This is a genomic window from Roseivivax sp. CAU 1753 (assembly GCF_054482575.1).
This window is the reverse complement of record NZ_JBTLRF010000007.1, coordinates 137756-164001: the sequence shown is the minus strand read 5'-3', so window position 1 is coordinate 164001 and position 26246 is coordinate 137756. Positions and strand designations below refer to the sequence as shown.

General features: G+C 69.7%; 22 protein-coding genes. 11 read left to right on the top strand and 11 right to left on the bottom strand.

Annotated elements, in window-relative coordinates:
• The 3 genes from ACXYMN_RS15405 to ACXYMN_RS15395 all read left to right on the top strand — a co-directional run.
• Positions 1-226 (top strand): UDP binding domain-containing protein (locus ACXYMN_RS15405; RefSeq protein WP_459014611.1); only part of this gene is annotated, 226 nt, incomplete at its 5' end.
• Between the two features lie 124 nt (positions 227-350).
• Positions 351-2072, top strand: coding sequence for a CAP domain-containing protein (locus ACXYMN_RS15400; protein WP_459014610.1), 1722 nt, complete (start codon positions 351-353; stop codon positions 2070-2072).
• 103 nt (positions 2073-2175) lie between these two features.
• Positions 2176-2988: an ABC transporter permease gene (locus ACXYMN_RS15395; RefSeq protein WP_459014609.1), complete on the top strand. Its 813-nt coding sequence runs from the start codon at positions 2176-2178 to the stop codon at positions 2986-2988.
• Between the two features lie 60 nt (positions 2989-3048).
• Here the strand turns inward: ACXYMN_RS15395 and ACXYMN_RS15390 are convergent, their stop codons facing one another.
• The 4 genes from ACXYMN_RS15390 to ACXYMN_RS15375 form a co-directional block, all read right to left on the bottom strand.
• Entirely contained in the window at positions 3049-5532 is a 2484-nt protein-coding gene (locus tag ACXYMN_RS15390; protein ID WP_459014608.1) for a calcium-binding protein, read from the bottom strand.
• Between the two features lie 181 nt (positions 5533-5713).
• Complete coding sequence (locus ACXYMN_RS15385; RefSeq protein WP_459014607.1) at positions 5714-6799, bottom strand: DUF2793 domain-containing protein; 1086 nt, start codon at positions 6797-6799, stop codon at positions 5714-5716.
• A 170-nt stretch (positions 6800-6969) separates the two neighbouring features.
• A complete protein-coding gene (locus tag ACXYMN_RS15380; RefSeq protein ID WP_459014606.1) occupies positions 6970-7995 on the bottom strand; it encodes a ParB/RepB/Spo0J family partition protein in 1026 nt (341 codons plus the stop codon).
• 75 nt (positions 7996-8070) lie between these two features.
• Positions 8071-9459 carry an AAA family ATPase gene (locus ACXYMN_RS15375; RefSeq protein WP_459014605.1) on the bottom strand — a complete coding sequence of 463 codons (1389 nt, stop codon included), beginning with the start codon at positions 9457-9459 and terminating at the stop codon, positions 8071-8073.
• A gap of 494 nt (positions 9460-9953) precedes the next feature.
• Between ACXYMN_RS15375 and ACXYMN_RS15370 the strand changes: the two genes are divergently transcribed.
• From ACXYMN_RS15370 to rfbA, 6 genes are all read left to right on the top strand, one after another.
• Positions 9954-10946: a replication initiator protein A gene (locus ACXYMN_RS15370; RefSeq protein ID WP_459014616.1), complete on the top strand. Its 993-nt coding sequence runs from the start codon at positions 9954-9956 to the stop codon at positions 10944-10946.
• A gap of 15 nt (positions 10947-10961) precedes the next feature.
• Positions 10962-11522, top strand: a complete 561-nt coding sequence (rfbC, locus tag ACXYMN_RS15365; RefSeq protein WP_459014604.1) for a dTDP-4-dehydrorhamnose 3,5-epimerase — start codon at positions 10962-10964, stop codon at positions 11520-11522.
• 1 nt (position 11523) lies between these two features.
• Positions 11524-12639: an acyltransferase family protein gene (locus ACXYMN_RS15360; protein WP_459014603.1), complete on the top strand. Its 1116-nt coding sequence runs from the start codon at positions 11524-11526 to the stop codon at positions 12637-12639.
• A complete protein-coding gene (gene rfbB, locus ACXYMN_RS15355; protein ID WP_459014602.1) occupies positions 12636-13676 on the top strand; it encodes a dTDP-glucose 4,6-dehydratase in 1041 nt (346 codons plus the stop codon). Before ACXYMN_RS15360 ends, rfbB begins: the two co-directional genes overlap by 4 nt.
• Positions 13677-13755: 79 nt before the next feature.
• Positions 13756-14613, top strand: coding sequence for a dTDP-4-dehydrorhamnose reductase (gene rfbD / locus ACXYMN_RS15350; protein ID WP_459014601.1), 858 nt, complete (start codon positions 13756-13758; stop codon positions 14611-14613).
• Positions 14610-15482, top strand: coding sequence for a glucose-1-phosphate thymidylyltransferase RfbA (gene rfbA / locus ACXYMN_RS15345; protein WP_459014600.1), 873 nt, complete (start codon positions 14610-14612; stop codon positions 15480-15482). The genes rfbD and rfbA overlap by 4 nt, the downstream gene beginning before the upstream one ends.
• A gap of 22 nt (positions 15483-15504) precedes the next feature.
• Here rfbA and ACXYMN_RS15340 read toward each other — a convergent pair whose 3' ends face one another.
• The 3 genes from ACXYMN_RS15340 to ACXYMN_RS15330 are packed head-to-tail and all read right to left on the bottom strand — an operon-like array spanning position 15505 to position 18403.
• A complete protein-coding gene (locus ACXYMN_RS15340) occupies positions 15505-16422 on the bottom strand; it encodes a sulfotransferase family protein (protein ID WP_459014599.1) in 918 nt (305 codons plus the stop codon).
• Entirely contained in the window at positions 16419-17075 is a 657-nt protein-coding gene (locus tag ACXYMN_RS15335) for an ABC transporter ATP-binding protein (RefSeq protein WP_459014598.1), read from the bottom strand. The genes ACXYMN_RS15340 and ACXYMN_RS15335 overlap by 4 nt, the downstream gene beginning before the upstream one ends.
• Complete coding sequence (locus ACXYMN_RS15330; protein ID WP_459014597.1) at positions 17075-18403, bottom strand: capsule biosynthesis protein; 1329 nt, start codon at positions 18401-18403, stop codon at positions 17075-17077. Before ACXYMN_RS15330 ends, ACXYMN_RS15335 begins: the two co-directional genes overlap by 1 nt.
• A gap of 128 nt (positions 18404-18531) precedes the next feature.
• On the opposite strand from ACXYMN_RS15330, the gene ACXYMN_RS15325 reads away from it, so the two are divergent.
• Complete coding sequence (locus ACXYMN_RS15325; protein ID WP_459014596.1) at positions 18532-19464, top strand: glycosyltransferase; 933 nt, start codon at positions 18532-18534, stop codon at positions 19462-19464.
• On the opposite strand, the gene ACXYMN_RS15320 is transcribed toward ACXYMN_RS15325, so the two are convergent.
• From ACXYMN_RS15320 to ACXYMN_RS15310, 3 genes are read right to left on the bottom strand one after another with little or no spacing between them, the layout of a single operon-like run.
• Complete coding sequence (locus ACXYMN_RS15320) at positions 19419-20324, bottom strand: sulfotransferase family 2 domain-containing protein (protein ID WP_459014595.1); 906 nt, start codon at positions 20322-20324, stop codon at positions 19419-19421. The genes ACXYMN_RS15325 and ACXYMN_RS15320 overlap by 46 nt on opposite strands.
• On the bottom strand, positions 20324-21049 hold the full coding sequence (locus ACXYMN_RS15315; protein WP_459014594.1) for a CatB-related O-acetyltransferase: 726 nt from the start codon (positions 21047-21049) through the stop codon (positions 20324-20326). The genes ACXYMN_RS15320 and ACXYMN_RS15315 overlap by 1 nt, the downstream gene beginning before the upstream one ends.
• Positions 21050-21052: 3 nt before the next feature.
• Entirely contained in the window at positions 21053-23641 is a 2589-nt protein-coding gene (locus ACXYMN_RS15310) for a glycosyltransferase (RefSeq protein WP_459014593.1), read from the bottom strand.
• Between the two features lie 233 nt (positions 23642-23874).
• On the opposite strand from ACXYMN_RS15310, the gene ACXYMN_RS15305 reads away from it, so the two are divergent.
• The gene (locus ACXYMN_RS15305; RefSeq protein WP_459014592.1) at positions 23875-25953 is read left to right on the top strand and encodes an acyltransferase family protein; all 2079 of its coding nucleotides are present in this window, start codon (positions 23875-23877) and stop codon (positions 25951-25953) included.
• A 42-nt stretch (positions 25954-25995) separates the two neighbouring features.
• Here ACXYMN_RS15305 and ACXYMN_RS15300 read toward each other — a convergent pair whose 3' ends face one another.
• Positions 25996-26211 carry a DUF6552 family protein gene (locus ACXYMN_RS15300; RefSeq protein ID WP_459014591.1) on the bottom strand — a complete coding sequence of 72 codons (216 nt, stop codon included), beginning with the start codon at positions 26209-26211 and terminating at the stop codon, positions 25996-25998.
• Between the last annotated feature and the right edge of the window lie 35 nt (positions 26212-26246).

The window sequence follows — 26246 nt, the reverse complement described above, 5'->3', positions numbered from 1 at the left end:
CGGGGTGAGCTGGGAAAGCGACCCCTACAGCGCCGCGAAGGATGCCGACCTGCTGGTCATCCTGACCGAGTGGAACGAGTTTCGCGCGCTCGATCTCAAGGCGCTGGCGGCGGGCATGGCGACACCCCGGCTGGGCGATCTGCGCAACATCTATTCGGCCGAGGATGCGCAGGCCGCGGGGTTCGAGGCCTATGCGGCGATCGGTCGGGCGGGCTATCCCGACTAGGTGCGAGCCCGCGCGGGACAGGTGCGGGGCCCGCCCGATTTGTCTCGAATCCCGAGCAATTCCGAAACGCCGTCTTAAGCGGGCGCTGCCATGATCGACGCTTCGTGGTAGGAGTGTTTTTGCAATGGCCGTCTATCTGCCCGCGCCGGAGGTCACGCCAAGCGTGGCCGAGCAGTATTACCTGTGTCTGATCAATCGCGACCGTGCCGATCCGGCGGGGGCTTATGACCGGCTCATGGCCGAGGCCACGCCCGGCACCGAAGCCGCGCTGGTCTATTTCGGCGTGTCGCTGTCGATGCTCGAGGACCAGCTTGCCGAATATGCCCCGGTGGCGCCGCTTGCCTGGAACAGCGCGCTGGCCACCTCGGCCGAGGCCCATTCGGTGCTGATCGTCGAACATGACGAACAGTCCCACAACCTGCCCGGTGAACCGGGTCTGTATCAGCGCATCCTCGATGCGGGCTATGACGACATGCGCGCCATCGCCGAAAACGTCTATGCCTATTCCGACGGGCCGCTGCACGGGCATGCGGGTTTCGTGATCGACTGGGGTTACGGGCCGGGCGGCATGCAGACGCCGGCGGGCCACCGCACCGCCATCTTCAGCGCGACCTATACCGAGATCGGCATCGGCATCGTCACCGATACCAGCTCCGCGACCGAGGTCGGGACCGAGATCGTGACCCAGCATCTCGGCACCACATGGGATCCGCAGGCGCAGCTTCTGGGCGTGGTGATCGACGACGCGGATGGCGACGACTTCTACGACCCCGGCGAAGGCATGGGCGGGATCACCGTCACCGCCACCGGGGTGTCGGAGACCTATGTGACCACGTCCTGGGCGTCGGGCGGCTACCAGATGGTGCTGCCGCCGGGCAGCTACACGGTCACCTTCTCGGGCGGCGATCTGGACGGGACAATCACCGAAACCGTGACCATCTCGGCGGAAAACGTGGCCCTCGATGCCGAGGCGGACGCCGCCCGCCCGGGCGGGCTGATCCATGTCGGCACCGGCGCGGATGAACGGATATCGGGCAGCGCGCTTGGCGATACGCTCGACGGGCGCGGCGGCGGCGATACCATCGAGGGCGGCGCCGGGGCCGATACCATCCTCGGCGGCGTGGGCTTCGATGTGATCGACGGCGGCGATGGCGACGACCATGCCCAGGGGGCGGGCGGGTTCGACACGATCGCGGGCGGCGCGGGCGACGACACGCTGCTCGGCAATGCCGGCGCGGACGAGATCGGGGGCGGTGCCGGCAACGATCTGATCGAGGGCGGGATCGGGCCCGACACCCTGTCGGGCGGCGCGGGCGGCGACCGCATCATGGGCGGCGACGGGGCCGATCTGATCTCGGGCCAGGACGGCGCGGATACGCTCATGGGCAATGCCGGGGCCGATACGCTGTCGGGCGGCGACGGTGCCGACCTGCTGCAAGGCGGGATCAACCGCGACCAGCTGTCGGGCGGCGCGGCGAATGACCGGCTCGAAGGCGGCGACGGCTGGGACGATCTGGCAGGCGGCGCCGGGGCCGATACGCTGCTGGGCAATGCCGGCGACGACACCCTTGCGGGCGGCACGGGCGATGACCGGCTGCATGGCGGGATCGGCGCCGACACTTTCGTCTTCACCGCCGGCGACGGCGCCGACACGGTGGTGGCCCATCAGGCCGGAATAGACGTGATCGCGCTGGATCAGAGCCTTGTCTCCCCGGACGGCACGCTGGCCGATCACGCCCGGGTACAGGACACGGATCTGGTGCTGGATTTCGGCGCGGCGGGCAGCCTGACCCTCAATGGCATCACCGATCTGGATCAGATCGCGGATGATGTCCTTTGGCTGTAACAGGCTCTGTCTGGCGGTGATCGGGACCAAAACCTTTCGCATGCGAAAGGTTTTCGGTTGCCTGCATACGGGGCATTAACCCTTTGCGCACCAGAATGGGGCCATGCCGCACAGCCTTGCCTCCGACAGCCTCGCCCCGCATTCCCCCCCTGCCCTGTCGACCACGGCGCGGGCCGTCGGCGCGCTTGCCTTGCGCGAAATGGCCACCCGCTACGGGCGCAATCCGGGCGGCTATATCTGGGCGGTGCTGGAACCCGCGGCGGGTATCGCCTTTCTGTGCGTGGTGTTCCAGGCGGGCTTTCGCGCGCCGCCCCTGGGGCAAAGTTTCGCGCTGTTCTACGCCACCGGCGTGCTGCCCTTCTTCGCCTTCACCACGACCACGCTGGCGGTGGCCCAGGCGCTCAACCGGTCGCGCCCGCTGATGGCCTATCCCCGGGTCAGTTTCCTTGATGCGCTGGTGGCGTCCTTTCTGCTGTCGGCGCTGACGCAGATGCTGGTGGCGGCGCTGCTGCTCGGCGGGATCGCGCTGTGGCTCGTTCCCGAGGCGCGGCTCCTGCCCGGCCCCCTGGCGCTGTGCTACGCCATGACGCTGGCGCTTGGCTTCGGCGTCGGGGCGGTGCTTGCGGGGCCGATCACCCGCCACCCGATCTGGCATTCGATCTGGTCGGTGGCGACGCGGCCGCTGATCCTCGTCTCCGGCGTGATCCTGTTGCAGGATCGCCTGCCCGATCCATGGCGCAGCTGGCTCGAATGGAACCCGCTGACCCATGTGACCGGGGCGGCGCGGGCGGCCTTCTATCCGGGCTATGACGCGCCCTATCTGGACCCGCTCTATGTCTTCGCGGTGGCTGGCGGGCTTGCGATGATGGGGCTGATGTTCCTGCGCGGCTTTCACCGCGACATCCTCGAACGCTAGCCGGGCCGTTTGCGACCGACCCGGCCCGGCCCTGCCCCTAGCTGCCCCGCCGACCTTGCCCTACAGCAACAGGATGTCGTTCAGCAGCGCGTTGGGATTGCTCAGCCCCTCGATCACCAGCCGTGCGTCGTCGAAGGCGAAGACCAGATCGCCGTCCACCACCTCGGCCATATCGACCATGGCCTCGGCATCGAGCGCCGCCCCGCCCCAGAGCGCCGCATCCAGAACCAGCGTATCCACATCGTTCTGGAATTCCGTGATCACCACGTTGCCCTCCGAGAAGATGAACGTATCCGCGCCGGTACTGCCGTCGAGCACATCGGTGCCGCCGCCCCCGGTCAGCGTGTCATTGCCCGCGCCGCCATACAGCGTGTCGTTGCCCGCGCCGCCATCGAGCCAGTCCGAGCCGTTCTTGCCGATCAGCAGATCGTTGCCCGCGTCCCCCGAAAGCGTGTCGTTGCTGATCCCGCCATCGAGCGTGTCCGCATCGCCGCCGCCGTGCAGGACATCGCGGCCGCCGCCACCCATGAGCGAATCGCGCCCGCCACCGCCATCGAGGCTGTCATCGCCGCCATCGCCGGACAGGGTGTCCGACCCGTCTTCGCCGAACAAAGTATCGTGGTTGATGCCGCCCTCGATGCGGTCGCCGCCTGCCCCGCCCCAGGCAAAGTCGGTCCCGGCATTGCCGAAGATCGTGTCGGCCCCGGCATCGCCCCAAAGCTCGTCCGCGCCGTCATCGCCCTGCAGCCAGTCGTCGTCATCGCCGCCGCGCAGCTGGTCGGCGGCATTGCCACCGATCAACGTGTCCGCCCCGGCGCCGCCCTGGATCTGATCGGCCCCGGCATTGCCCATCAGCGAATCCGCCCCCGCCCCGCCGTCGATCACGTCATAACCGTCGAGCCCCGAGATGGTGTCTTCCGCATCGCCGCCCAGCAGCGTGTCGGCACCGATGCCGCCATTGATGTTGTCGCGCCCCGCGCCGCCCGAGATCACGTCCGATCCGCCGCGCCCGGTGATCGTGTCGTTGCCCGACCCGGTCTCGAGCGTGTCATTGCCGGTCGATCCCGTGCGCGACACCGACGCATCGACCGGCGCGGGCGTCAGCACCGGAGACAGCCATTCGGGCAGGAATCGAGACGGGGCAGGGGCGATGGACGCCGCCACCAGATCCGGCGACAGCGGCGTGCCCGCGACGCTTTCGACGATCAGCACCTCCTCGCCCACCAGCGACATGAAGCGGATCTCGGCCCCGGTCGCGGTGGCATTGATGCTGAGTTGCGACACATCGCGGTAGAACGCCCAGCCCGAGAGGTCGAGCGTATCCTCCGCGGGATCGAAACCGGTGATCCGGTCGGGGGCGGCATCGGCGGTCAGAACGAACAGATCAGACCCTGTTCCACCTGAAAGCGTGTCCGCGCCCGCGTCGTCAAGATGCATCTGCCCCGACAGGCTGATGCTGAACTGGCTGATCCCGCCATCGGCCAGCCCCAGCGTCGCAAGGCCCAGCCCGCCATCCGGCGTCTCGTAGAGTGCAAGGCTGCCGATACCGTTCACGGCGGTCTGCACGCTGTCCTCGAGCACGCCCAGATGCACCAGATCGCCCTGGTCGGTGATCCGGAACAGGCTGACCCCGCCATCGCCCCCGCCGGCGGCCAGATAGGCGACGCCGTCGATCACCACCGCATCCAGCGCCGTCACCCCCTGGAAGCGGCTTTCGAGCCCGTCCATCAGGTGATCGACAAGCGTCAGCTGGCCCGCACCGTTCAGCGCATAGACCGACAGGGTGCCGGTCTGCGCGGCACCGAGGATGACAAACGAGGTGCCGCCCAGAGTGACGGTCTCGAGCGTCGTCTCGCCAGCGATCCCGGGGTTCTGCTCGGGGCCGAAGACCTGCGGCGACGACAGCGTGCCATTCGCGGCGATGTCATAGCTGACCAGAAAGGTCGTGCCGGTGCCGGAGGCCACGAGTTGCCCGTCGATCACCTCGAGGTCCGTCAGCCCCGGGGCCGCGATTCCCCCCGAAGGGCTGGCGCGGCTGCCGGAACTGAGCAGCGTCAACTGGCCCGTGGCCGAGACCTGCCAGACCATCGGGGTCTGGGACCCCGGTGCGATTCCATAAAGATAGGTGCCGGTGGCGGTTGTCGCCCAGGCCACATCGCTCAGGTCGCCCGGCACCCCGGCCGCGGCGGCATTGATCGCGATTTCGGCACCGAAGGCGCCATCCGCCTCGACGCGGACCATCACGAGGCCCGCATCGCCGGTGCCGGTGACAAGCGCCACCTCCTGGCCGGACGCCAGCGTCGCGCCGGTTATCTCCGGCGTGATCCCTGGAACCGGCCCCCCCGAAAGGACCGCCTGGTCCTCGGCTACGGGGCCGGTCCCCGTCAGATCCCAGGCGGTGAGGCCGGTTGCCCCATCCTGCCCGGAGATCACTTGCAACGTGGCCCCATCAGCCCCGTCATGCAGCGCAAAGGCTCTCACCCCTTCGAGACTTTGCGCGTGGTCGACAGACATGCTGCCGACGTGGCCGAAGACCACCTCCATCACACACCCCAAATTTTCCCATTCACCGAGGATCAAGATGATCCGGACCCGGGGCAGGGGCGGGGGCAAGAGCGCGGCGGAATTCGGACCTTCCACGACAAGTCGATGCGCTTTGTTCAGGCGCTGTTAAGCCTGTGCAGGGTCTCGGCGGCGCGGCAAAACCTTTCGCATGCGAAAGGTTTCAGACCCAGCGGCCCATCGCGGTGACGCGCACGGTGCAGCTTTCGCCGGTGCCGAAATCTGCCTGTCCGGCGATCCGGCGCAGGGTCACGTCAAGGCTGGTGCCATTGCCCGCGCTGCAGGTGACCGGCCCCAGCGCATCGAGCCCGGGCGTCAGCCCCGAAGCCGAGACCGGATCGAAGCTGCCGCTGGCAAAGGCATCGCCCGCGAATGGCACCGGCAGGGTCCAGGTCGCCCCCAGGGTGGCGCCGTCGATGCGGGCTAGGCCAAGCGTGGTCCAGGCGATCTGGGTGCCGCAGGCCAGGCGCAGATACTCCGTCCCGGCCTCGAGCACCGCACCGGTGGGCGTGCCCGCGCCTTGCGCCACGGTGCCCAGCAGGTTGCCCGGCCCATAGCCGAAATCCGCGCGCATCAGCTTGCCCGCGCCGGTATCGGTGGCCGCCGTCTGCACCGCGGCCCCGGTGGCAAGGCCGGTCGCCGCATCGAACACCATCGCATCCTGCCAGGCAGATCCGTCAGCGCTGACCTTGATGGCAAAGCCGTCCGTTCCGGCGGTGCCCATCTCGGCGCGGCCCGACCAGTTGGTCTGGAACAGCAGGCTGGCCGTATCGGCAGCGGCGGCCTTGTTGATCTTGAGCTGATGCCCCGCCCCTTCATGATTGAACAGCGTCGCGGCCGCCGACAGCGACAGCCGGTTGGTGGCATCGCTGGTGGCGTTGATCCCGATACCGGGCAGGTTGTCATAGTCGGGACCCAGGGCAGCCCAGGCGCTGCCGGTCCACACCGACATCGCGGCTTCGTCCTCGATATAGGCCTGCCAGCCGGTGCCGGGGGCGAGAAAGCTCCAGTTGCCGGACTCGAACACGGCGATGCTGGCAGACTGTCCCGCCCAGATGCCGGTCGGGGCCGGGCCGACGATATGGCGCTGGCCTTCGATGGCCCCGGTCGGCGGCGTGTTGCGCGTGCGGTCGACGACACTGAGCTGTACGATCAGGTCGAGCAGGCGCAGCGCCTCGTTATGGGTGACGTGTTTCTGCGCCTGGGACGGGGCCATATAGGGCAGGCCGAGCGCGGCTGAATTGGTCATGGGTGAATTCCCCCGGGGGCTGGTGATACCAGCGCGAGGCTGCGGGCCGGGGGATGAAGGCGGGCCTAATCCGGCGGGCGTTGCGTCCGGCGCGGATCCGGATCGGGAACAAGACCCGATGAGGCCCCGGATCAAGCCCGGGGCAGGGGCGGCAGGGGCGAATGGCGCGCTCAGTCGATGGATTTCAGCCAGCGCTCCAGCGCTTCGACAAAATGCGGCGTCACCCGCTGGCCCTTGAGGCTGATCTCGCGGGTGTCGGGATCGACCGCGATGGCAAGCCCGCCGATCAGCGTCCTGTATCCGGATTTCGGCTCTGTTACGGCCTTTTCGGGCGGCGTAGCCCCGTCCTGCGGCAGCGGCTTGCGGGCCAGAAGCGCGCGCAGTAGCTCGGCCTCGGTCTCGGGCGTGACCTCGTCCAGACGCTGATGCGCCACGCGGATCTGTGCGGCAAGCTCGGGCCGGGCCTTCAGCGCGCGGGCCAGCGCCAGGCCCAGATGCTCGGGCAGGCGCGTCGGATAGTGCAGCACGCCGTCCAGCGCCGAGACCACCGGCAGGAAGGACTTGATCTTCGAACGCTTGGAATAGGACACCGAGGCGAACAGCCCGCCAAGCGCATCCTTTTCGCGCGCGAACACCCCGGCCTCGAGGGCGCGGGCGACGATGCGGGCGCGCTCGAAGAAGGACAGCCCGGCGCGGATCTCGTTTTCCTCGACCATGGCGCGATAGGCATCGGCGCGGTCCTTGGGCAGCCGCAACAGCGCCAGCACGGTGCCGTAGCGCGCAAGACCGTTGCTTTCCTCGGACAGTTCGCGCAGCGCCGCCACCCGCCGCCAGCCCGACAGAAGCCCGTAGCGCGGCGCGACGTCGGCGCCCTTGTCGACCACCTCGATCGGGGTCTGCTGGCCCCGTTCGCGCAGGGAATGCTTCAGCTCGTCCAGCGCGGCGCGGTCCATGTCGACCCGGTCGCGGATCAGATGCTCGGCGGCGACCTCGTCGAGCGGGATCTGCAACACCAGCCGCCCTTCCTCGCGGGCGCGGGTCAGCTCGCCCGCGACCTCCTCGAAGGCCGCCGCCGCCGCGGTCTCTCCGGCGACATCGGCGATCGGCGCGCGCGACGGGGCAGGGGCGAAGGGGCCCGACAGCGTGGCCTCGAGATAATCGGACTGGGCCGGGCTCAGCCGTTTGCGTTTGGCCATGTCAGAGCCTCCTGTTGCGCCGGGTCAGGGTCGTGGCACGGGTCTTGCCAAATTCTGACCGATCCGCGCGCGGCCTCATTCGGCGGCCTTTTGGGTGGCCAGTTCCTCGCGCCGCCAGACCCCCAGAAGCAGGCGCTTGAAAGCGGCATAGGTGGCGTCGAACGTCTCGCGGCCACGCACATAGGTCTCGCGGTTGAAATCGCGGTAATCGGCCTCGTAGATGCCCGCCACCTGTTCACCGGCCTGGCCAATGAGGGCGGTATAGTCCTGCTTGTGCGGCGACAGGGTCGGGCCGAGATAGGCCTGCATCAAGGCCGCCAGCTCGCCCTGCTGGGCGCCGTCATAGCGGGTGATCAGCGCGCGCACCGCGTCCCACTGGAACGACAGCCCCTCGCGCCCCAGGGCGCGGGCGGCCATGTTCTCGGCCTCTTCGATGGAGCGGAAGGTGGAATGCAGCATGTCGAAGAAACGCCCGGTCGAATCGAATTCCAGAAACGAGGCCCCCAGCGGCACCAGCAGCAGGTCGGCGGCGGCCAGCCCGTTGATGGTGAGATAGCCAAGGGCCGGCGGCGTATCGAGGAAGATCAGGTCGTATTGGTCCAGCACCCCGTCCGCCTCGAGGCTGTCGGTCAGCGCATCCCACAGCTTCCAGGCCCGGCCCTGCATCCGCCAGACCGGGATCTGGAACTCGGCCCAGTAGAGGTTCAGCTGCGCCCCGATCAGGTCGATATTGGGCCAGTGGGTGGGCTGGATCAGATCGGCGGCCTTGGCCCCCAGCGCCTCCGACAGGGTCTCGTCCAGGGCATGATGCGGCTCTCCGCGGGCCTCGCGGGCGCGATTGTCGGCCTGCAGGTGGCGGGCGTAGTGCCGCGCCAGAAGCGGAAACACCGTGCCCCATTCATCGGTGACCTTGCCGCCGAAGATCGAGGTCATCGAGCCCTGGCTGTCCAGATCGATCACCAGCACCTTGTAGCCATCGAGCGCCGCCGACATCGCCAGATGCGCCGCCGTCGAGGTCTTGCCGACGCCGCCCTTGAAATTGGCCACCGCGACGATCTTGGCGGGCAGGCCGGCGGGCCGGTAGGGGCGGTATTCCTTGGCGCGGCTGCCGGACTGGCTGAAATGCGCCCTGAGCCGCAGCACCTCCTCGAAGGTGAACCACTTGGCCCCGCCGCTGGTGTCCGAGCGGCCCTGCGGCAGGTCGGGGTTCTGCCGCAGCACGCGGCGGAAATGCGCGGCGGCCACGGGGATCAGGTAGCGGGTGATCTCCCATGTGGAAAACAGCCGCAGCGTCTTGCGTCCCTCGGGGTCGAGCCCGCGCGACGACAGGTCCGCCCGGCCCCGGGCGCAGGCCTCGGCGATCTCGGCAAAGCGCGCGGTCGAGGCCGCGCCGTCCAGCTCTGCCATGGCGCGATCGGGATCGATGTTGAAATAGGGGGGCGTGCCGGTCGGGTCCTGTGCCATCTTCTGCTCAATGTGACGTCTTTTGGGAACCATACCCCAAAACCCGTCACATCCAAGGATTTAGGCGACATCCCCGCCGTTTTTTCCGCCTTTTCGTGGCATATACCACCGCAATCGGGCCCGGGGCGGTCCCGGTTCCGGGCAAAACCGGCCCCGGGGATCTGTTAGATTGAGTTAATGTATTAGTTACGGGATCCCGGACTGTCCAACTTTTCGTGCAAGATCATGGGCTTTGAGGGTTCCGATCCGACCCGACCGACTCGGAAACCACGATAAGGCGATTCCAAACCCCCGAAACAGCGACTCCGAACCCCCGATGCCGGCTCCCCCTGCGCACCCCCATGCTGGACCGGGCCTGTGGATATCTTTACGCTGGGTGTCACTGAAACCACGAATCCCCACCGACCACGGGCACAAGATCCGGGCAGGGGCGTGGACCGAGCAGTGAGACGAGGACAGAACCCGTGACAGGCCCCCCCCTGACTGGCCCCGGCATGACCGGTGCATCCGCGCTTGATCCGGGGCGTCCTCCGACGCCGGACGTCTTTGTCTGCGACCTGTTCGACGCCGCCCCGAAGGACGATCTGGCGTCGATGGAACATCCGATGTTCTCGCTTGCGACCCGGCCCGACCGGCGCATCCTGCGCTACGTCCACAACGGCACCGAGATCGAGGTCACGCCCTCGGTCAAGGGGCTGGCCACGATCCACGACAAGGACATCCTGATCTATTGCATCAGCCAGCTCATGGCGGCGGTGAACGCGGGCCGCGCAATCTCGCGTACGCTGCATCTGCGCGCCCATGACCTTCTGGTCGCCACCAACCGCGAAACCTCCGGCGACGCCTACCGCCGGTTGCGCGAGGCCTTCGAGCGGCTGGCAGGCACCCGCATCACCACCAATCACGAAACCGGCGGCCAAGAGGTCACATCGGGTTTCGGCCTGATCGAAAGCTGGAGCATCGTGCGCAAGGCCAAGGGCGGGCGCATGGCGTCGGTATCGGTGACGCTGTCGGACTGGCTTTACCGGGCGGTGGTGTCGAAATCGGTGCTGACGCTCTCCCGCGATTATTTCCGGCTGCGCAAGCCGCTTGAACGGCGGCTTTACGAACTGGCGCGCAAGCATTGCGGCCGCCAGCCGGAATGGCGGGTCTCGGTCGAGGTCTTGCTGAAGAAATCGGGCTCGGCCTCGCCGCGCCGGGTGTTTCGCGCCAAGCTGCGCGACATGATCGCCGCCGACCATCTGCCCGAATACCGCCTGACCGAAGAGCCGGGCGATATCATCCGCATCACGCCGCGCCGCGCGCCGGTCCCACAGCGCCCGCCATCCCTGACCCCCGAAACGCTTGCGGCCGCGCGCGCGCTGCTGCCCGGGGCGGATGTCTACGCGCTCGAGGCCGACTGGCGCGTGGTCTGGGCCGCGACCGGCAGCCCGCGGCTGCGCGATCCCGACCGGGCGTTCCTGGGCTGGGTAAAGAAACGACGCTGACCGAAGGGGCCTGCCATGCAGATCGACAAGACCGGACTTGAGGGCGTGCTGATCCTGACCCCGCGGCGCTTCGGCGATCATCGCGGCTTTTTCTGCGAGACCTGGAACAAGGCCAGCTTCGAGGCCGCGGGGCTGACTTTCGACTGGGTGCAGGACAACCATTCGTTTTCCGCCCATGCCGGTACCGTGCGCGGCCTGCACTTCCAGGCCCCGCCGCGCGCCCAGGACAAGCTGGTGCGCTGCGGGCGCGGCGCGCTTTACGACGTGGCGGTCGATATCCGCCGGGGCAGTCCGACCTACGGGAAATGGGTCGGGGCGGAACTGAGCTTCGAGAACGGCCGCCAGCTTCTGGTGCCCCGGGGCTTTGCCCATGGCTTCATGACGCTGACCCCCGACACCGAGATCGTCTACAAATGTTCGGACAGCTACGCCCCCGAGACCGAGGGCGCGCTGCGCTGGAACGATCCCGGCATCGGCATCGACTGGCCCGATCCGGGCGTGGCCCCGACGCTGTCCGGCAAGGATGCGGATGCGCCGGGCCTTGCGGGGTTTGCCTCGCCCTTCGAGATCCGCTGAGATGCCCCCCCGATCCCCCGTCGGCCCCCATGCCACCTACCTGGGCATCCGCCATTTCGGCGCGCTCGACGGGGTGCGGGCGCTGGCGATCCTCATGGTGCTCTATCATCACAGCCCGGTCGGGGCCGCCATGACGAACGGGCCGGTGATCGCCGCGCGCGGCTTTCTGGGGGTCGATCTGTTCTTCGTGCTGTCGGGGTTCCTGATCACCACGCTGCTCTTGCGCGAACGGGCGGCCCGCGGGCACATTTCGCTGCGCGGCTTCTACTGGCGGCGGGCGCTGCGGATCCTGCCCCTGTATCTTCTGGTGATCACCGGCGTCGGCGGCTATTACGTCTGGGTCAAGGGCGATGCCGGGGCGGCGCAGCTCTGGCCCTTCTATTACCTCTTTCTCGCGAATTTCCTGACCGCCGACATTCCCAACCTCGCGCCGATGTGGTCGCTGTCGGTCGAGGAACAGTATTACCTGATCTGGCCGCTGCTGCTGATCCTGCTGCCGCCGCGCGCCGTGCTGCCGGTGCTGGCGGGGCTGATCGCGGCGAACGTGGCGGGGGTCATGGGGGCCTTCGGCATCGCGCCGCCCGAATGGGGGCCCTTGCGCTTTGCGCTGCCGGTCGCGACCTATGCGCCGATCCTGATGGGCTCGGCCCTGGCGATCCTGCTGCACAGCGCCCGGGGCTTCGGCCTGCTCTGGCGGGTGCTTGGCCACCGCGCCGCGAGCCTTGCCGCGCTGGCGGGGCTGATCGTGCTTCTGGCGGTTCTGCCGCGCGATGTGACCGGCCTGCCGAACCTGGCGCTGCACCTGGCGATGACGGCGCTGCTGGCGGCCTTGGTGATGCGCGAGGACAGCGCGCTGGCCCCGCTGATGCGCGCGGCCCCGCTGGTGCGGATCGGTATGGTCAGCTACGGCATCTATCTTTTGCACCTGCCGGTCCTGCACGTGGTGCGCGAAATGGCAGAGGCTCTGGGGCTGGGGCTGGATACGGCCCTGTTCCACCTGATCTACTGGGCTGCGTCCTGGGCGGTGGCCGAGGTCAGCTTTCGCACCTATGAAAAGGCATTCCTCGATCTCAGGCACAAACCGCTGGGGCGGGTCGGCACGAAAGGGACGACATGAAGATACTGGTCACGGGCGGGGCGGGCTTCATCGGCTCCGCGGTGGTGCGGCTGGCCGTGGGGCAGGGGCATTCGGTGGTCAACCTCGATGCGCTGACCTATGCCGCCTGCCTTGCCAACGTGGCGCCGGTGGCGGACGACCCGCGCTATGCGTTCGAGCATGCCGATATCCGCGACCGTGCCGCGCTTGACCGGATCTTCGCCGACCATGCGCCCGACGCGGTCATGCATCTGGCCGCGGAATCCCACGTGGACCGCTCCATCGACGCGCCCGGCACTTTCATGGACACCAACGTGATGGGCACCTTTCACCTGCTCGAGGCCGCGCGCGCCTTCTGGACCGGGCAGGGCCGGCCCGGCGCGTTCCGCTTTCATCACGTCTCGACCGACGAGGTCTTCGGCAGCCTCGGCGCGGAGGGCGCGTTCACCGAAACGACGCCCTACGATCCGCGCTCGCCCTATTCGGCCTCGAAGGCGGCATCGGACCATCTGGTACGCGCCTGGGGCGAAACCTACGGGCTGCCGGTGGTGCTGTCGAACTGCTCGAACAATTACGGCCCCTATCATTTTCCCGAAAAGCTCATTCCGGTGGTGATCCTGAACGCGCTGCATGGCCGCCCGATCCCGGTCTACGGCGCGGGCGAGAATGTGCGCGACTGGCTGTACGTCGAGGATCACGCCGCGGCGCTGCTGCGGGTGCTGCAAGACGGCGCGCTTGGCGAAAGCTACAATATCGGCGGCGGGAACGAGCGCCGCAATATCGACCTGGTCACCACGATCTGCGCCATCCTCGACCGGCTCAGGCCCCGGGATCGACCCTATTCCAGCCTGATCACCTTTGTCGACGACCGCCCCGGTCACGATTTGCGCTATGCCATCGATGCCGCGAAGATCCGCGCGGAACTGGGCTGGCAGCCGTCGGTCACGCTTGAAGAAGGGCTGGAAAAGACGGTGCGCTGGTTCCTCGACAACGCGGCATGGTGGCAGCCATTGCTGGGCCGCGACGGCGTCGGCCAGCGGCTGGGGGCGGGCACATGAGCGGGCCCCTCGGAACGATGCGGTGCGCCCGGTCCGGGCCGCTGGCGCGGGCCGGACGACGCATCCGCGAGGGCCAGACATGACCGTCCTCGTCTTCGGCAGATCCGGCCAGGTCGCCACCGAACTGGCCCGCGCGGGCGGCGTCACCTGCCTGGGCCGCACCGATTGCGACATCGCCGACGCCGACGCGATCCGCGCCGCCATCGCCGCCCATGCCCCGCGCGCGGTGATCAATGCCGCCGCCTACACCGCCGTCGACCGTGCCGAAGAGGACGAAGCGACCGCCTTCGCGCTGAACGCCCGAGGCCCCGGCGCGATGGCCGGGGCCTGCGCGGCACGGGGCATCCCGCTTGTGCATATCTCGACCGATTATGTCTTCGCGGGCACCGGCACGGCGCCGCACCGCCCGGACGATCCGGTCGCGCCGATCAACGCCTATGGGCGCAGCAAGCTGGCGGGCGAAGAGGCGGTGCGTGCGGCAGGCAGCGGGGCAGGGGGCGTGCATGCCATCCTGCGCACCTCCTGGGTGGTGTCGGCGCATGGCACCAACTTCGTGAAGACCATGCTGCGGCTCGGGGCGGACCGCGACAGCCTCGGCATCGTCGCCGACCAGGTCGGCGGCCCGACACCCGCGCGCGCCATCGCCGCCGCCTGCCTGAGCATCGCCGATCAGTTGATCGCGGATCCCGCCAGGACCGGCACCTGGCACTTCGCGGGTGCGCCGCCGGTCAGCTGGGCGGACTTCGCCCGCGCCATCTTCGACGCCGCCGATATCACCTGCGCGGTGACCGACATTCCCACCGCCGACTACCCGACACCCGCCGCGCGCCCGCTCAATTCCCGGCTCGATTGCAGTGCAACAGAGACGGTTTTCGGCCTCAAGGCCCCCGACTGGCGGGCCGGTCTGCACGACATCCTGAAGGAGCTTTCGCCATGACCCAGCGCAAGGGCATCATCCTCGCCGGGGGCTCCGGCACGCGGCTTTATCCCATCACCATGGGCGTCTCGAAGCAGCTGCTGCCGGTCTATGACAAGCCGATGGTCTATTACCCGCTGTCGGTGCTGATGCTGGCGGGGATCCGCGAGATCTGTGTGATCACAACCCCCGAGGACCAGACCCAGTTTCAGCGCACCCTGGGCGACGGCGCGCAATGGGGGCTGCGGCTGAGCTATATCGCGCAACCCAGCCCCGACGGTCTGGCGCAGGCCTATATCCTGGCCGAGGATTTCCTTTCCGGCAGCCCCTCGGCGATGGTGCTGGGCGACAACGTCTTTTTCGGCCACGGCCTGCCCGAGATGCTGGCCGATGCCGATGCCAGGGAAACCGGCGGCACCGTCTTCGGCTACCGCGTCGCCGACCCCGAACGCTACGGCGTGGTCGATTACGACGCCCGGGGCCGGGTCACCCATATCGTCGAGAAGCCCGCGCATCCGCCCTCACCCTACGCGGTGACCGGGCTCTATTTCCTCGACGGCACGGCGCCTGCGCGGGCCGCCAAGGTGACCCCGTCGGCGCGGGGCGAGCTTGAGATCACCACGCTGCTGGAAAGCTATCTCGCCGACGGGCAGCTGGATGTGCGGCGCATGGGACGGGGCTATGCCTGGCTCGATACCGGCACCCATGGCAGCCTGCTCGATGCGGGCAATTTCGTGCGCACCCTGGTGCAGCGGCAGGGCCTGCAGATCGGCAACCCCGACGAGATCGCCTATGAGGCGGGCTGGATCACCGCCGACCAGGTGGCGGCGCGGGCGGCGGCCTTCGGCAAGAACGAATACGGGGCCTACCTGAAACGGCTGCTCGACTAGCGCCCCTCAGCCCCTCAACCCCTCAGCCATGCCAGCCCGCAGGCACCGCGTCGCCGAAACGGGCGCGCACCGCGTCGTATTGCGGCGCGAAGGCGTCCCGGAACGCCGCCGCCAGATCCTCGGGCAGGGGCAGGGACGCGCCTTCGTTCACCCGGGACGCCAGATCGGGCAGCACCGGGGCGATGCCCAGAAACCCGCAAAGACCGGCCAGCGCATCGGCGTCGCGCACCATATCCTCGTAAAAGATCACCTGGCGGCGCGCCTCGGGCACGGCCCGTTCCAGCGCGCGCAGGGTGCGGTCGTAATCGGCCCGCTCGATCTTCGGCAGACGCCCGGTCTCCAGCAGGTAGCGCGCGCGCGCCTCCGCGGTCTCGGCCAGGGCTTCCGCCGTGGCCCCGGGGCCCAGCTGCACGCCGCTGGCCATGCGGATCTGCGACCACATGCGCGCCACCGGATCGCGCAGGATAAAGACGAACCGGGCCTGCCCGATCGTCGCCATGTCGGCATAATCGCGCGCCGGCAGGATCGCGTAGGCGGGGGTGATGTCGGCCACCAGCTTCTGCCCCGACCAGCCGCCCAGCATGTAATCGAGATAGGGCGCGTGCCGGTCGGGGCCGTTGCCTGTCCCGCCCATCATCGCCAGAAGGTCGAACGCCGCCCGCGCCCGCGCCAGCGCCGCCCCGGTCGGACCGGCCTGCGCCAGCGCCTCGGTCGCGCGGGTCATCTCGGTGGTGCGGGTCTGCCAGGACAGCTTGCCCATGCCGCCGCGGATGTCGAAATAATGCAGCTCTTTCACGGGCGGCAGATGCACCTCGGGGCTCTGGCTGAGGGCGCGGTGCAGGAAGGTCGTGCCGGCCTTCTGCGCGCCGATCACGAACAGCATCCGCGCGCCGTCGGGCAACGCCACCGGCGGCAGCAGGGGCAGGGCGGCGGCGGTCATGCGGCGTGCCTCGTTTCGTAATGGGCGATGGCGTCCTCGACATCGTCGAACAGCGTCAGCCGGCCGCCTTCCAGCACCGCGCCCATGTCGCACAGCTTGCGGATCTGGCCCACCGCGTGGCTGACCACGATGGCGCCCGCATGGGCCAGACGGGCGCGCAGCAGGGCGCGGGATTTCTGCAGGAAGGCCGCATCGCCCGCCGCCAGCGCCTCGTCCAGCAGGTAGGTGTCGAAATCCAGCGCCATGTTGATGCCGAAGGCCAGCCGCGCCTTCATGCCGCTGGAATAGTGCCGCACCGGCGCGCGGAAGGCATCGCCCAGTTCGGCGAACCGTTCGACGAAATGGCACACATCGGCGGTTTCGGCCCCGTAGAGCCGCGCCACGAAACGGGTGTTCTGCGCGCCGGTCAGATCGCCGTGCAGCGCGCTGGCCAGCCCCACCGGATAGGAAATGCGCCCGGTCGTAAGCACCCGGCCCGCATCGGGCCTGCAGGTGCCCGCGATCATCCGCAACAGGGTCGATTTTCCGGCCCCGTTGCGCCCCAGCAGCCCGACCGAGGCCCCGGCGGGAAAGGTCGCCGAGATGCCGTCCGCCACCACCACCCGACCGCCGTCGCGGGCAAAGCTCTTTTCGAGGTTCTCAAGCACCACCATCAGCGCCGGTCCCGGATCGCCCAGACCGACAGCACCGTCAGCGCCCAGCCGATCAGCGCGAAAAATGCCACCGCCCCCAGGGTGATCCAGCGCTGCGGGCGCAGGGCGGCCTCGGGCGGGGTCGGCTCCAGGTGCAGCGCCAGGTAGCGGCTTTGCCGGTTGGCCTCGGCCAGCGCCGCCTCGAGGCTGGCGCGGGCGATGGTGTAATTCTCTTCGGCAAAGCGCAGATCGACGGCCAGCGCCTCGTATTCGCCGACCAGGTTGGCAAAGGCCGCGCCATTGCCCGTGCCCGCTGTGCCCCCTGTGGCCCCCGTCGCGCCGGGGCCGAACCGCGACCGCTCGCTGGTCAGTCGGGCCTCGATCACCGCAACGCGCTGTTCGGCCCCGGCGATGCGAAAACGCGCATCGGGGGCGGTCTGGCGGATCATGTCCAGCTCGATGATGGCCTGGGCCAGCTGTTCCTGCAGCGACGACATCACCCCGGTCTGCACCTGCAAGGCCGACACCGGATCGACGATCTGGGTCAGGTTGCGGAACCGCGTCAGCGCCGTGCGGGCCTCCGAAAGCTGCGCCTTGGCGCGGCCCAGCTCGTCGCGGGCATAGCCGATGGCATCCTCGCGCGCGGCGGCCGACAGCCGGTTGGTCAGCGCGGCGCTTTCGGCCACCACCGCCGCGGCGATGGTCTGCGCCTCTTGCGGGGTGAAGGCCTCGACCTCGAGCGCCAGAAGCCCGGTCCCCGCCATCCGCTCGATCCGCACCCGGTCGCGCCAGTAGCGGGTCAGATCCTCGATCGTGCCAGGGGCGTCATAGGCAAAGACCGGATCGCTGCCGGGGTCGCGCCAGTCGCTGCCCGGTCGCGACCAGAGCGCGCGCAGATCGAGCCGCGCATCGAGCCGCGCCACCAGCCCCGGCGACTGGATGAAATGATACAGGATGTCGGTGTCGTCCGAGGACGAGGCCGACAGGTCCGCCACCCCGCCCAGCAGCTCGAGCGCGGAATTGCTGTCTTCGGAGCGCACCGAGAACCCCGCCTCCGAGACGTAGCGCGGCGCCGCCCGTTCCCACAGGTACCAGGCCGTGACCATCACCGGCAGCACCACGCAGAGCAGCGCCGAGACCGCGATGCCCGCATGCCTGCGCCTGAGCCGCGCGGGCCGGACCCGGGGCAGCGGCAGGATGGTCTGCGTCTGGACCTGTGTCTGGACCGGGCTCGGGGCCTTCGCGGGGGGCTTTGCCGGGGGTTTGGATTGCGGGTCGGTGCGGCGCAGCGTTTCGAACAGCGCGCTGCGATCGACCGGCGGGCTTGGCTTCGGGCGGGCGGTGGTCATGGCCCTCTCCTTCTTGTCGGGACGGGGGGCTGCGGGCAACGGCCCGGTGCCCCGGCGGTCCACAGGGCGGCGTTCAGAAAGCGGTAAGGGGTCAGGTCTAGAACCATGGGCATCACAAGGAGCGCCCCATGACCGACGCCGTCACCATCGTTCTTGCGACCCGCAACGGGGCCGCGCATCTGCCCGCGCAACTGGCAAGCCTCAGGGCGCAGCGCGGGGTCGACTGGCGGCTTGTCGCCTCGGACGATGGATCGACCGACGCCACGGTGGCGATCCTGCGGCGCTTCGCGGCGGATCATCCGGGGCGGGTCAGGCTCTGTTCCGGGCCGAGGGCAGGGCTTTCGGCCAATTTCCTGACCGCGCTGTCGGTCGCCGTGGCCGAGGGTCCGGGCCGGGCGGTGGCCTTCTGCGACCAGGACGATGTCTGGCTGCCCGAGAAACTGGCCCGCGCTCTGGCCCGGTTCGATCCGGGCGCGGCGCTGGGGCTGGCCTGCCGCGCGGTACCCAGCGATGCGGCCCTGCGCCCGCTGGGCTGCACCGGTCGCGCCGGGCCCACGGATTTCGCGTCCCTGCTGCTCGGGCGTCCCCCCGGCGGCAACCGGCTGGTGCTGTCGCCCGAGGCGGCGGCCCGGGTCGCTGCAACCGTGGCCGCCGCGCGCGCCGCCGCCGTGCCGTTCCATGACTGGTGGTCGGTGCTGGTGCTGACCGGAACCGGCGGGCGCCTGCTCCACGATGCCGCCCCGGGGCTGCTCTACCGGCAGCACCACGGCAGCACGCTGGGCCATCGCGGCGGCATTGCCGGCGTGCTGCGCCGGGCCCGGATGGTGGCGACGGGCGAATACGGGCGCATGGTGGCGGCCAATCTCGCCGCGCTCGATGCGGTGCCGCTGACGGCCGGGGCGCAGGCGGCCATCGCCGCGCTTGCCGCCGGGCAGGGGGCGGGCTGGCGCGCGCATCTCGTCCGTCCCGCACAGGCTCTCCAGGCCACTCAGACCGCACAGGCCACCCGGGCCGATCATGCCGCCACCCGGTCCAGACCGAGCCGCGCCATCAGCGCCTGATCGGGCGTCACCCAATCGACCAGCCGCTCGACCCCGGCAGGCGACAGGCGCGCGGCCAGCTCCGGCCAGCGCGCACCGTGGCCCGGGGCGGCATTGATCCGGGGCAGTTGCACATCCTTGCCGGTCCAGCGCCCGAGATCGCGGCTCAGGGGGGCCAGATCGGCGACGTCATAGACCCCCGCAAGGCCCCGCGCCGCCGTCGCGGCACGCGCGATCAGCTCGGGCCGCGGCAGGTCCGCCACCGCCGCCCAGCCCCGGATCCGCCGGGTGGCGAGATAGCTGCAATAGGGCGCGCGGTAATGATCCTCGACAAAGCGCCGCCAGCCCGGATCGCCGCCAAAGAAATAGGCCTCCGTCTTCCAGTGATGGGCGCGGAAAAGGCCGGTATGTTCGGGCCGCGCCAGAACGTCCCCGGCCATCCCGGCGGCCTTGCGGCGAAGATAGAGATAGAACGAGGCGATCCGTTCCAGCGGATCGCGCAGCACCGTGAAGGCCCGCGCGCGCGGGCCAAGGCTTTCCAGCGCCTCCCAGTCGATATGGCCTGAATAGAGCCTGTATCCCGGCGGAAACTGCGCCCGCCCGCGCGCCGCTTGGGTATGGACCCGAACCGGCGAGGCGGCGTCCTGCCCCAGGGCCCCGATCAGCGCGTGATGCACGCTTTGCCCGGCGGTCTTGGGGATGTGCAGGAACACGATCGGGGCCGGAACGCTGGCGGCATCCATGGCACCGGCGGATGCGCTGGCAGTGGCACCGGCGGGTGCGTTGGCAGTGGCACCGGCGGGTGCGTTGGCAGTGGCACCGGCGGGTGCGCTGGCAGTGGCATGGGCGTTGGGCGCGGTGGCGGGTGCGGCGTCGGTCATCAGGCCACCTCTGCAAGGTCAAGTGTGTCGAAGGCGAAATCGGGTGCGTCCTTCATCGCGCGCAACCCGCGCAGGAAGCCGCCCGGATCGGACGGGTCGAGATGCGCCAGCTGCCACGGTGCAAAGCGCCACCAGCGCAGGTGCAGGAAGGCCGCCACCTGGTCGGGCGGATGCCGCATGCGCCTTATCCGGGCAGGCGCGCCCGCCACCACCGCGTAGGGCGGCACGTCGCGGGTCACCACGGACCCCGCGCCGATCACCGCGCCGTGGCCCACGGTGACCCCCGCGGCGATGACCGCGCCATGCCCGATCCAGACGTCATGGCCGATCGCGGTTTCCTTCAGCTGTGTCGGCGGGCCGTTGGCGGGACGGGGCGGCGCGGTGCCGTGCCAGTCCTCGGCCCCGGCGAATTCATCGCCGAGATCGAACAACCTATCGCCCAGGTAGAAGGCCGGGCTGGTCGAGACCCAGTGCATCGGGTGGTTCTGCCGCCCGATCTGCACGTCTTCCCCCATCGAGCAATAGCGCCCGATCCGCGCCGCGCAGGCATGGCCCGAGACCTGGTAGGAAAAGGCCCCGAGGTCGAGCAGCTGCTCGAACTGGGTCCATTTCAGGCTCGACGGTGCCTCGATCCGACCCCGGGGCGGCAGGCGGACCTTGCCGCCGGGACGCGGCAGCGCCTCGATCCCGCGGGCGCGCAGCCAGCCGATGGTAACCTCGCCCATGGCTCAGCCCGTCCCGGTCAGGCGCGGCGGCTCGGGCTTGGGCGCAGGGGCGCTTTCGCCGCCATGCGCCTGATCCGCGGCGGTGCGGGATGCAGCCATCAGACCGCTGCCCGAACCGCTGGCCAGTACGCCCGTCAGCACATCGCGCGCCATCGCCGCCGCCTCTCCGGGGCGGTAGGGCAGGGGGATGCCGTTGGGGGCCGCCCGGGCCGCATCCCCCTGCGCGCCCAGATCGAAGGTCAGCGTCGGCAGCCCGGTGGCCAGCGCCTCGTGCAGCGCAAAGCAGAAGGTCTCGGGCCAGACCGAGGGGATCAGCCAATGGGTGATGCCCTGCAGCCGCGCCCGGTCGGCGATCTCGGACGGGACGTAGCGGCCGGTGCGGGTGACATGCACCGGCAGGGCGGTTTCGGGCGCGATCTCTCCGACCAGGACCAGCCGGACCTGGCCCCGGGTCTGCCGGGCCAGGGCCGCCACCACGTCGGCCCCCTTCTGCGGCGCGATCGCCCCCAGCACACCGATGACGGGGCGGGGACCGGGCCGCGGGATCACCCGTTCGGGCGGGTCGGGCAGGGGATGCGGCACCACCTGCGTGCGGGCGGCCAGGTCCGGCCAGGTGCGCCGCAACAGCGCGGCGGAGGCCTCGGAAAAGCAGGTCACCTCGGCGCGCGCGGCAAAGCCGTGCCAGGCCGCGCGCCATGCCGCCAGCGACACCGCGCTGCCATCGGGCCGCAGCACCTGGTGGGCGGCATCGGTGGTCCCGTCCTGCGGCAGGCCGCGATAGACCCCGTCGGCATCGCAGAGCGTATAGGCCGGCGAGAGCGGGAAGTAATCGTGCAGCTCCAGCTCGGCACTGTCCCCGGGGCGCAGCAGATCGTTGAGAAAGGCGGGCAGGACGTAGGGGTCCTGATCGCCCACGCCGCAGGCATAGACCACGTGCCGCCGGGGCAGCAGGCCCAGAAGATCGTGGATCACCTCGGCCGCGTCGCATTCGCCGCCGGTCACGCCCCAGGATGCCATCACCGAAAGCTGCCAGCGCCGCGCGCCGCCGACCCGCAGGCGCACCACCGGCTGCCCGGCCGCCAGCGTCCGCGCGATGCGGGCGGCGGTGGCCCGTTCGACGCCGCCGCCCAGGCTGTGGGTCAGGATCACCGTCACCGGTGCGCCGCGCGCCACCGCGCCCGCCCAGGCCAGCGCCAGCGCGACCCGGGCCGAGCGCAGCGGATCGACCGCCTTGAAGCGCGCCACCTCGACATCGAACTCCGGATAGCGGGTGCTGATCTCGGCCCCGTTCCGCGCCAGCAGGATGGCCTTTTCCGGCCCGAAGCTGACACCGCCGCGATGTTCGACGTAAAGCCCCGCAAGGCCCAGGTGCCGCCCGCCCATGGTGGCGATCTTGCGGCACCAGTCGACCTCTTCGCCGTAGCCCCGCCCGAAGGCCGGATCGAAGCGCGGCAGCCGCGCCAGCCACTCGCGGCGAATCGCCATGCAGAAACCCACGCCGGTCGGCAGGTCGCACAGCGCCCCGTCCGGATCGAGCCGCGCGGCCACCGCGTCGATCGCATCGCCCATGCCCGGGCTCAGCGGCACGTCGCGGCAGATCACCGGGGCCGACAGGATCTCGGCGGCATTCGAGGCGGGCGTCACCGTGGCCACCCCGTCGTGATGGTCGAAGGGCCGGATCAGGCGGCTGGCCCAGCCCCGCGGCACCAGCGCATCGGCATTGAGCAGCACCACCGGGCCGGAGCCGGGCCGCGCCAGCACATGGGCGAAGGCGCGGTTGACCGACCCGATGAAGCCCAGGTTCTCGCGGTTTTCCAGCAATGCCACGCGCGAGGCGCGGCGCGGCTCTGTCGCCCAGTCCTGCAGGAAGGGGCGCACCGCGGGATCGGGCGATCGATCCTCGACCACGACCAGCTGCCAGGGCAGGTCGGTATGGGCCTCGATGCGGTCAAGCACCTCGGGCAGCAGCGCAAAACCGTTATAGACCGGCAGGATGATGGTGATGGATCGGGCTGACACAGGCTCTGGTTCCGCCCGGTCGCGCAGCAATCCCGGCAACAGCGGCCCGGCCTCGGGCGGCGGCAGCAACCCCAGCCCCGCCTTGACCCGGCGCCGGTGCCGGGGGTCGCGGCTGACCCGCCAGGCAAGGGCCGCGGGCAGCACATGCGCCATCGCCACCGCAAACCCCGGCAGCAGCCGCCAGCGCCCGAGCCGGGGCAGCGGCAGGCTGAGCGCCGGGATCGTCGCCGCACCGGCGCGTTCGGTCAGCGCCAGCCCCGGGGCCGCGCTGCGCATCAGGTCGCGGGGCCGGGCGGGCACATCGAGGCGAAAGCCCCCGGCCCGTCGCCCCGTCGCCGCCACATCCGGGCGCAAGAGGTCGGCCCCGCCGCGCGCCACCGCCCCGCCCAGAAGCAGGGTCAGCCCCGTGGCGTCGGCCCAGCCTTCGACGACCAGATGCCCGCGGTCGTACAGCACCCGGTCCACATGCCCGATCCTGTCGCCTTGCGAATCGTGAATCGGCGGACCGGCCCGGGCGGCCCGAAGGCGCGTGGCGGCATAAAGATCGAACAGCGCGGCAAGGCGGCGAAGCATGAACGGGGTTCCTGTGAGCGGTCGAAGACCCCCCCAGTGAGCACGCCAAGCCTTAAATTCCGTTTAAGGCTGATCGGCCACAGCCGCCCCGGATCTGAAAAAAGCCCGCTTTGGTCCATGGAAATGGCCACGCATTCTGCCAAGACTGCCCGCGCCCCTATGCGCGCCCCAAAGGATCCCGCCCGCTTGATGCCGCTTTGCCCCGCCCGACGGCCCGCTCCGACGGCCCGCCCATGAACGGCCCTGCCGCCCAGCCGGTGCGCCAGTCCGTGCGCCGATCGGTGCGCGGGCCTGCCGCGCCGCGTCTGCCCTACCGCGCCGATATCGACGGGTTGCGCGCCATCGCGGTGCTGTCGGTGGTATTCTACCACTTCGGGGCGCCGCTGCCGGGCGGGTTCACCGGGGTCGACGTGTTCTTCGTGATCTCGGGCTTTCTGATCGGCGGGCTGCTCTGGGCCGAGCGCGCCGCAACCGGCCGCATCGACCTCGGGGCCTTCTACCTGCGCCGCTTCCGCCGCCTGGCGCCCGCCTTTTTCGCCATGGCCGTGGTCACCAGCCTGGTCGCCTGGGCGCTGCTTCTGCCCTTCGAGTTCCGCGAATACGGCAAGGCGCTGATCGCGGCCTCGGTCTATCTGGCCAATGTGCTGTTCTACGACCAGGCGGGCTATTTCGACACCGCCTCCGAGGACAAGCCCCTGCTGCACACCTGGTCGCTGGCGGTCGAGGAACAGTTCTACCTTGTGCTGCCGCTGCTGATCCTGCTGCTGGCCCGCCGCCCCCGCGCGCTTCTGGGGGCCCTGGCGGTCATCTGGGCGGCCTCCTTCGCCGCCTGTCTCTGGATCACGCCGCGCGATCCGCAGGCGGCCTTCTACCTGTTTCCCTTCCGCGCGTGGGAGCTGCTGTCAGGCGTGCTTCTGGCGATCTTCATGCGTCAGCGGCCCGCGTCCGGCCCGGTCTGGGCGGGCTGGCTCGGGCTGGGGCTGATCTGCGTCGGATTCGTCTCTGTTAATGCCCGATCCGCCTTTCCCGGGGCCTGGGCCCTGCTACCGACCCTGGGCACGCTGGGGCTGTTGTGGTCCGGCGCGGGGGCCGGTGTCGGTGCCCTTCTGCGCCATCCCGGCGCGGTCTGGATCGGGCGCATCTCCTATTCGCTCTACCTCTGGCACTGGCCGGTGGTGACCCTGTCGCACCAGCTGCGCGGAAGCTATGCGGGCTGGTGGGAAGCCGCGCTCTGGATGGCGCTGTCCCTCGGGCTGGCCATTGCCTCCTGGGCCCTGGTCGAAACACCGGTGCGCCGGGGGCGCATGGCCTCGGGCAGGGCGCTTTTGGCATTTGTGATCACAGCCAGCGGCGCGGCCATCGCCTTCGGTGCGCTGGCCTATCTGAAAGACGGGGTGCCATCGCGTTTCGGTGCCGACGCGCGGGTGCATATCGCCGCCTCCGACGATTTCCTGCAGGATTTCAGCCGCTGCCATGTGCCCGCAAACGGCCCCTTCGCCGGGCTTGAGGTCTGCCCGCTTGGTCCCGACGGGCCGCCGCGCGTGCTGATCTGGGGCGACAGCCATCTGCGCGCCGCCCATGCGGGGCTGCAAACCGCCGCGCGCGACGCGGATGTGCCCACATGGGCGATCTGGCGCGCCGGGTGCCCGCCGCTGTTCGGCATCGCCAAGACCGAAAGCGCGGCCAGCCCGACCGAGGATGCCGCCTGCACCGATGCCAATGCGCAGATCAAGGACGCCATCGCCGCGACCCACAGCCTCGCGCGGGTGCTGCTGATCGGCCGCTGGAATTACTACGCGACCGGGCAGGGCGTTGGCCTCGATGCCCATAACCGCATCGCGGTCGCCCGCGTGGATGGCGCCGCTGCGGGCCCCGAAACCGGCCCCGAGGCCCTGCGAGCCGCCGCCTCGGACACCGTCACCGCGCTGCAGGCGCAACTCGGCCCGGTCTTCGTGCTGACCCAACCGCCCGAGATCCCGCGCTATGACAGCCGCATCGCCGCCCGCGAAACCGCCCATGCCGGGTGGCCGCTGGCCGCCGATCCGGTCACGCAGGCCTCTGTCGCGCGCGCCGATCTTGCCCCCCGCATCGCCGGTGCCCGCGCGCTCTGGTCCGGGCAGGACGTCATCCGCCTCGATCCCTGGCCCTATCTCTGCGACGCCGATCGCTGCTTTGCGATCAATGACGGCACGGGGCAGTATTTCGACAACAACCATCTGACCAACACCGCCGCCCGCCGCATCGCCCCGCTTTTCGCCCCAGTCTTCGCGCCCGTTTTCGCGCCCGCCTTCGAGGGGGTGAATCGACCCTGACTTACCATAAAACGCATTATGGGAGGCATGTATCCCGGCGCGTCACGCGTTCAGATAGCCCGTCGCGATCGCCACAAACGCCCCCAGATGCACCACCATGATCGCACGGTCTTTCCACATGACGCCGACAAGGAACCACAGGATGATCCCGACGAAAAATGCAAAGACGTTCCAGGGCACGATATTGAGACCGGTAAGCCCGTAGCCCACAAGTTGGACCGCGGTGGCGACCCATTTGACGATATCGACCCGCTTCATCCCGGCACCTCCGCCTGCCGACCCTGACGTCACGT

What these genes read in the sequence shown, in the direction of transcription:
- ACXYMN_RS15400 (WP_459014610.1), top strand. Translation starts at nt 351, where the DNA reads ATGGCCGTCTATCTGCCCGCGCCGGAGGTCACGCCAAGCGTGGCCGAG.
- ACXYMN_RS15395 (WP_459014609.1), top strand. Translation starts at nt 2,176, where the DNA reads ATGCCGCACAGCCTTGCCTCCGACAGCCTCGCCCCGCATTCCCCCCCT.
- ACXYMN_RS15390 (WP_459014608.1), bottom strand. Translation starts at nt 5,532, where the DNA reads ATGGAGGTGGTCTTCGGCCACGTCGGCAGCATGTCTGTCGACCACGCG.
- ACXYMN_RS15385 (WP_459014607.1), bottom strand. Translation starts at nt 6,799, where the DNA reads ATGACCAATTCAGCCGCGCTCGGCCTGCCCTATATGGCCCCGTCCCAG.
- ACXYMN_RS15380 (WP_459014606.1), bottom strand. Translation starts at nt 7,995, where the DNA reads ATGGCCAAACGCAAACGGCTGAGCCCGGCCCAGTCCGATTATCTCGAG.
- ACXYMN_RS15375 (WP_459014605.1), bottom strand. Translation starts at nt 9,459, where the DNA reads ATGGCACAGGACCCGACCGGCACGCCCCCCTATTTCAACATCGATCCC.
- ACXYMN_RS15370 (WP_459014616.1), top strand. Translation starts at nt 9,954, where the DNA reads ATGACCGGTGCATCCGCGCTTGATCCGGGGCGTCCTCCGACGCCGGAC.
- rfbC (WP_459014604.1), top strand. Translation starts at nt 10,962, where the DNA reads ATGCAGATCGACAAGACCGGACTTGAGGGCGTGCTGATCCTGACCCCG.
- ACXYMN_RS15360 (WP_459014603.1), top strand. Translation starts at nt 11,524, where the DNA reads ATGCCCCCCCGATCCCCCGTCGGCCCCCATGCCACCTACCTGGGCATC.
- rfbB (WP_459014602.1), top strand. Translation starts at nt 12,636, where the DNA reads ATGAAGATACTGGTCACGGGCGGGGCGGGCTTCATCGGCTCCGCGGTG.
- rfbD (WP_459014601.1), top strand. Translation starts at nt 13,756, where the DNA reads ATGACCGTCCTCGTCTTCGGCAGATCCGGCCAGGTCGCCACCGAACTG.
- rfbA (WP_459014600.1), top strand. Translation starts at nt 14,610, where the DNA reads ATGACCCAGCGCAAGGGCATCATCCTCGCCGGGGGCTCCGGCACGCGG.
- ACXYMN_RS15340 (WP_459014599.1), bottom strand. Translation starts at nt 16,422, where the DNA reads ATGACCGCCGCCGCCCTGCCCCTGCTGCCGCCGGTGGCGTTGCCCGAC.
- ACXYMN_RS15335 (WP_459014598.1), bottom strand. Translation starts at nt 17,075, where the DNA reads ATGGTGGTGCTTGAGAACCTCGAAAAGAGCTTTGCCCGCGACGGCGGT.
- ACXYMN_RS15330 (WP_459014597.1), bottom strand. Translation starts at nt 18,403, where the DNA reads ATGACCACCGCCCGCCCGAAGCCAAGCCCGCCGGTCGATCGCAGCGCG.
- ACXYMN_RS15325 (WP_459014596.1), top strand. Translation starts at nt 18,532, where the DNA reads ATGACCGACGCCGTCACCATCGTTCTTGCGACCCGCAACGGGGCCGCG.
- ACXYMN_RS15320 (WP_459014595.1), bottom strand. Translation starts at nt 20,324, where the DNA reads ATGACCGACGCCGCACCCGCCACCGCGCCCAACGCCCATGCCACTGCC.
- ACXYMN_RS15315 (WP_459014594.1), bottom strand. Translation starts at nt 21,049, where the DNA reads ATGGGCGAGGTTACCATCGGCTGGCTGCGCGCCCGCGGGATCGAGGCG.
- ACXYMN_RS15310 (WP_459014593.1), bottom strand. Translation starts at nt 23,641, where the DNA reads ATGCTTCGCCGCCTTGCCGCGCTGTTCGATCTTTATGCCGCCACGCGC.
- ACXYMN_RS15305 (WP_459014592.1), top strand. Translation starts at nt 23,875, where the DNA reads ATGAACGGCCCTGCCGCCCAGCCGGTGCGCCAGTCCGTGCGCCGATCG.
- ACXYMN_RS15300 (WP_459014591.1), bottom strand. Translation starts at nt 26,211, where the DNA reads ATGAAGCGGGTCGATATCGTCAAATGGGTCGCCACCGCGGTCCAACTT.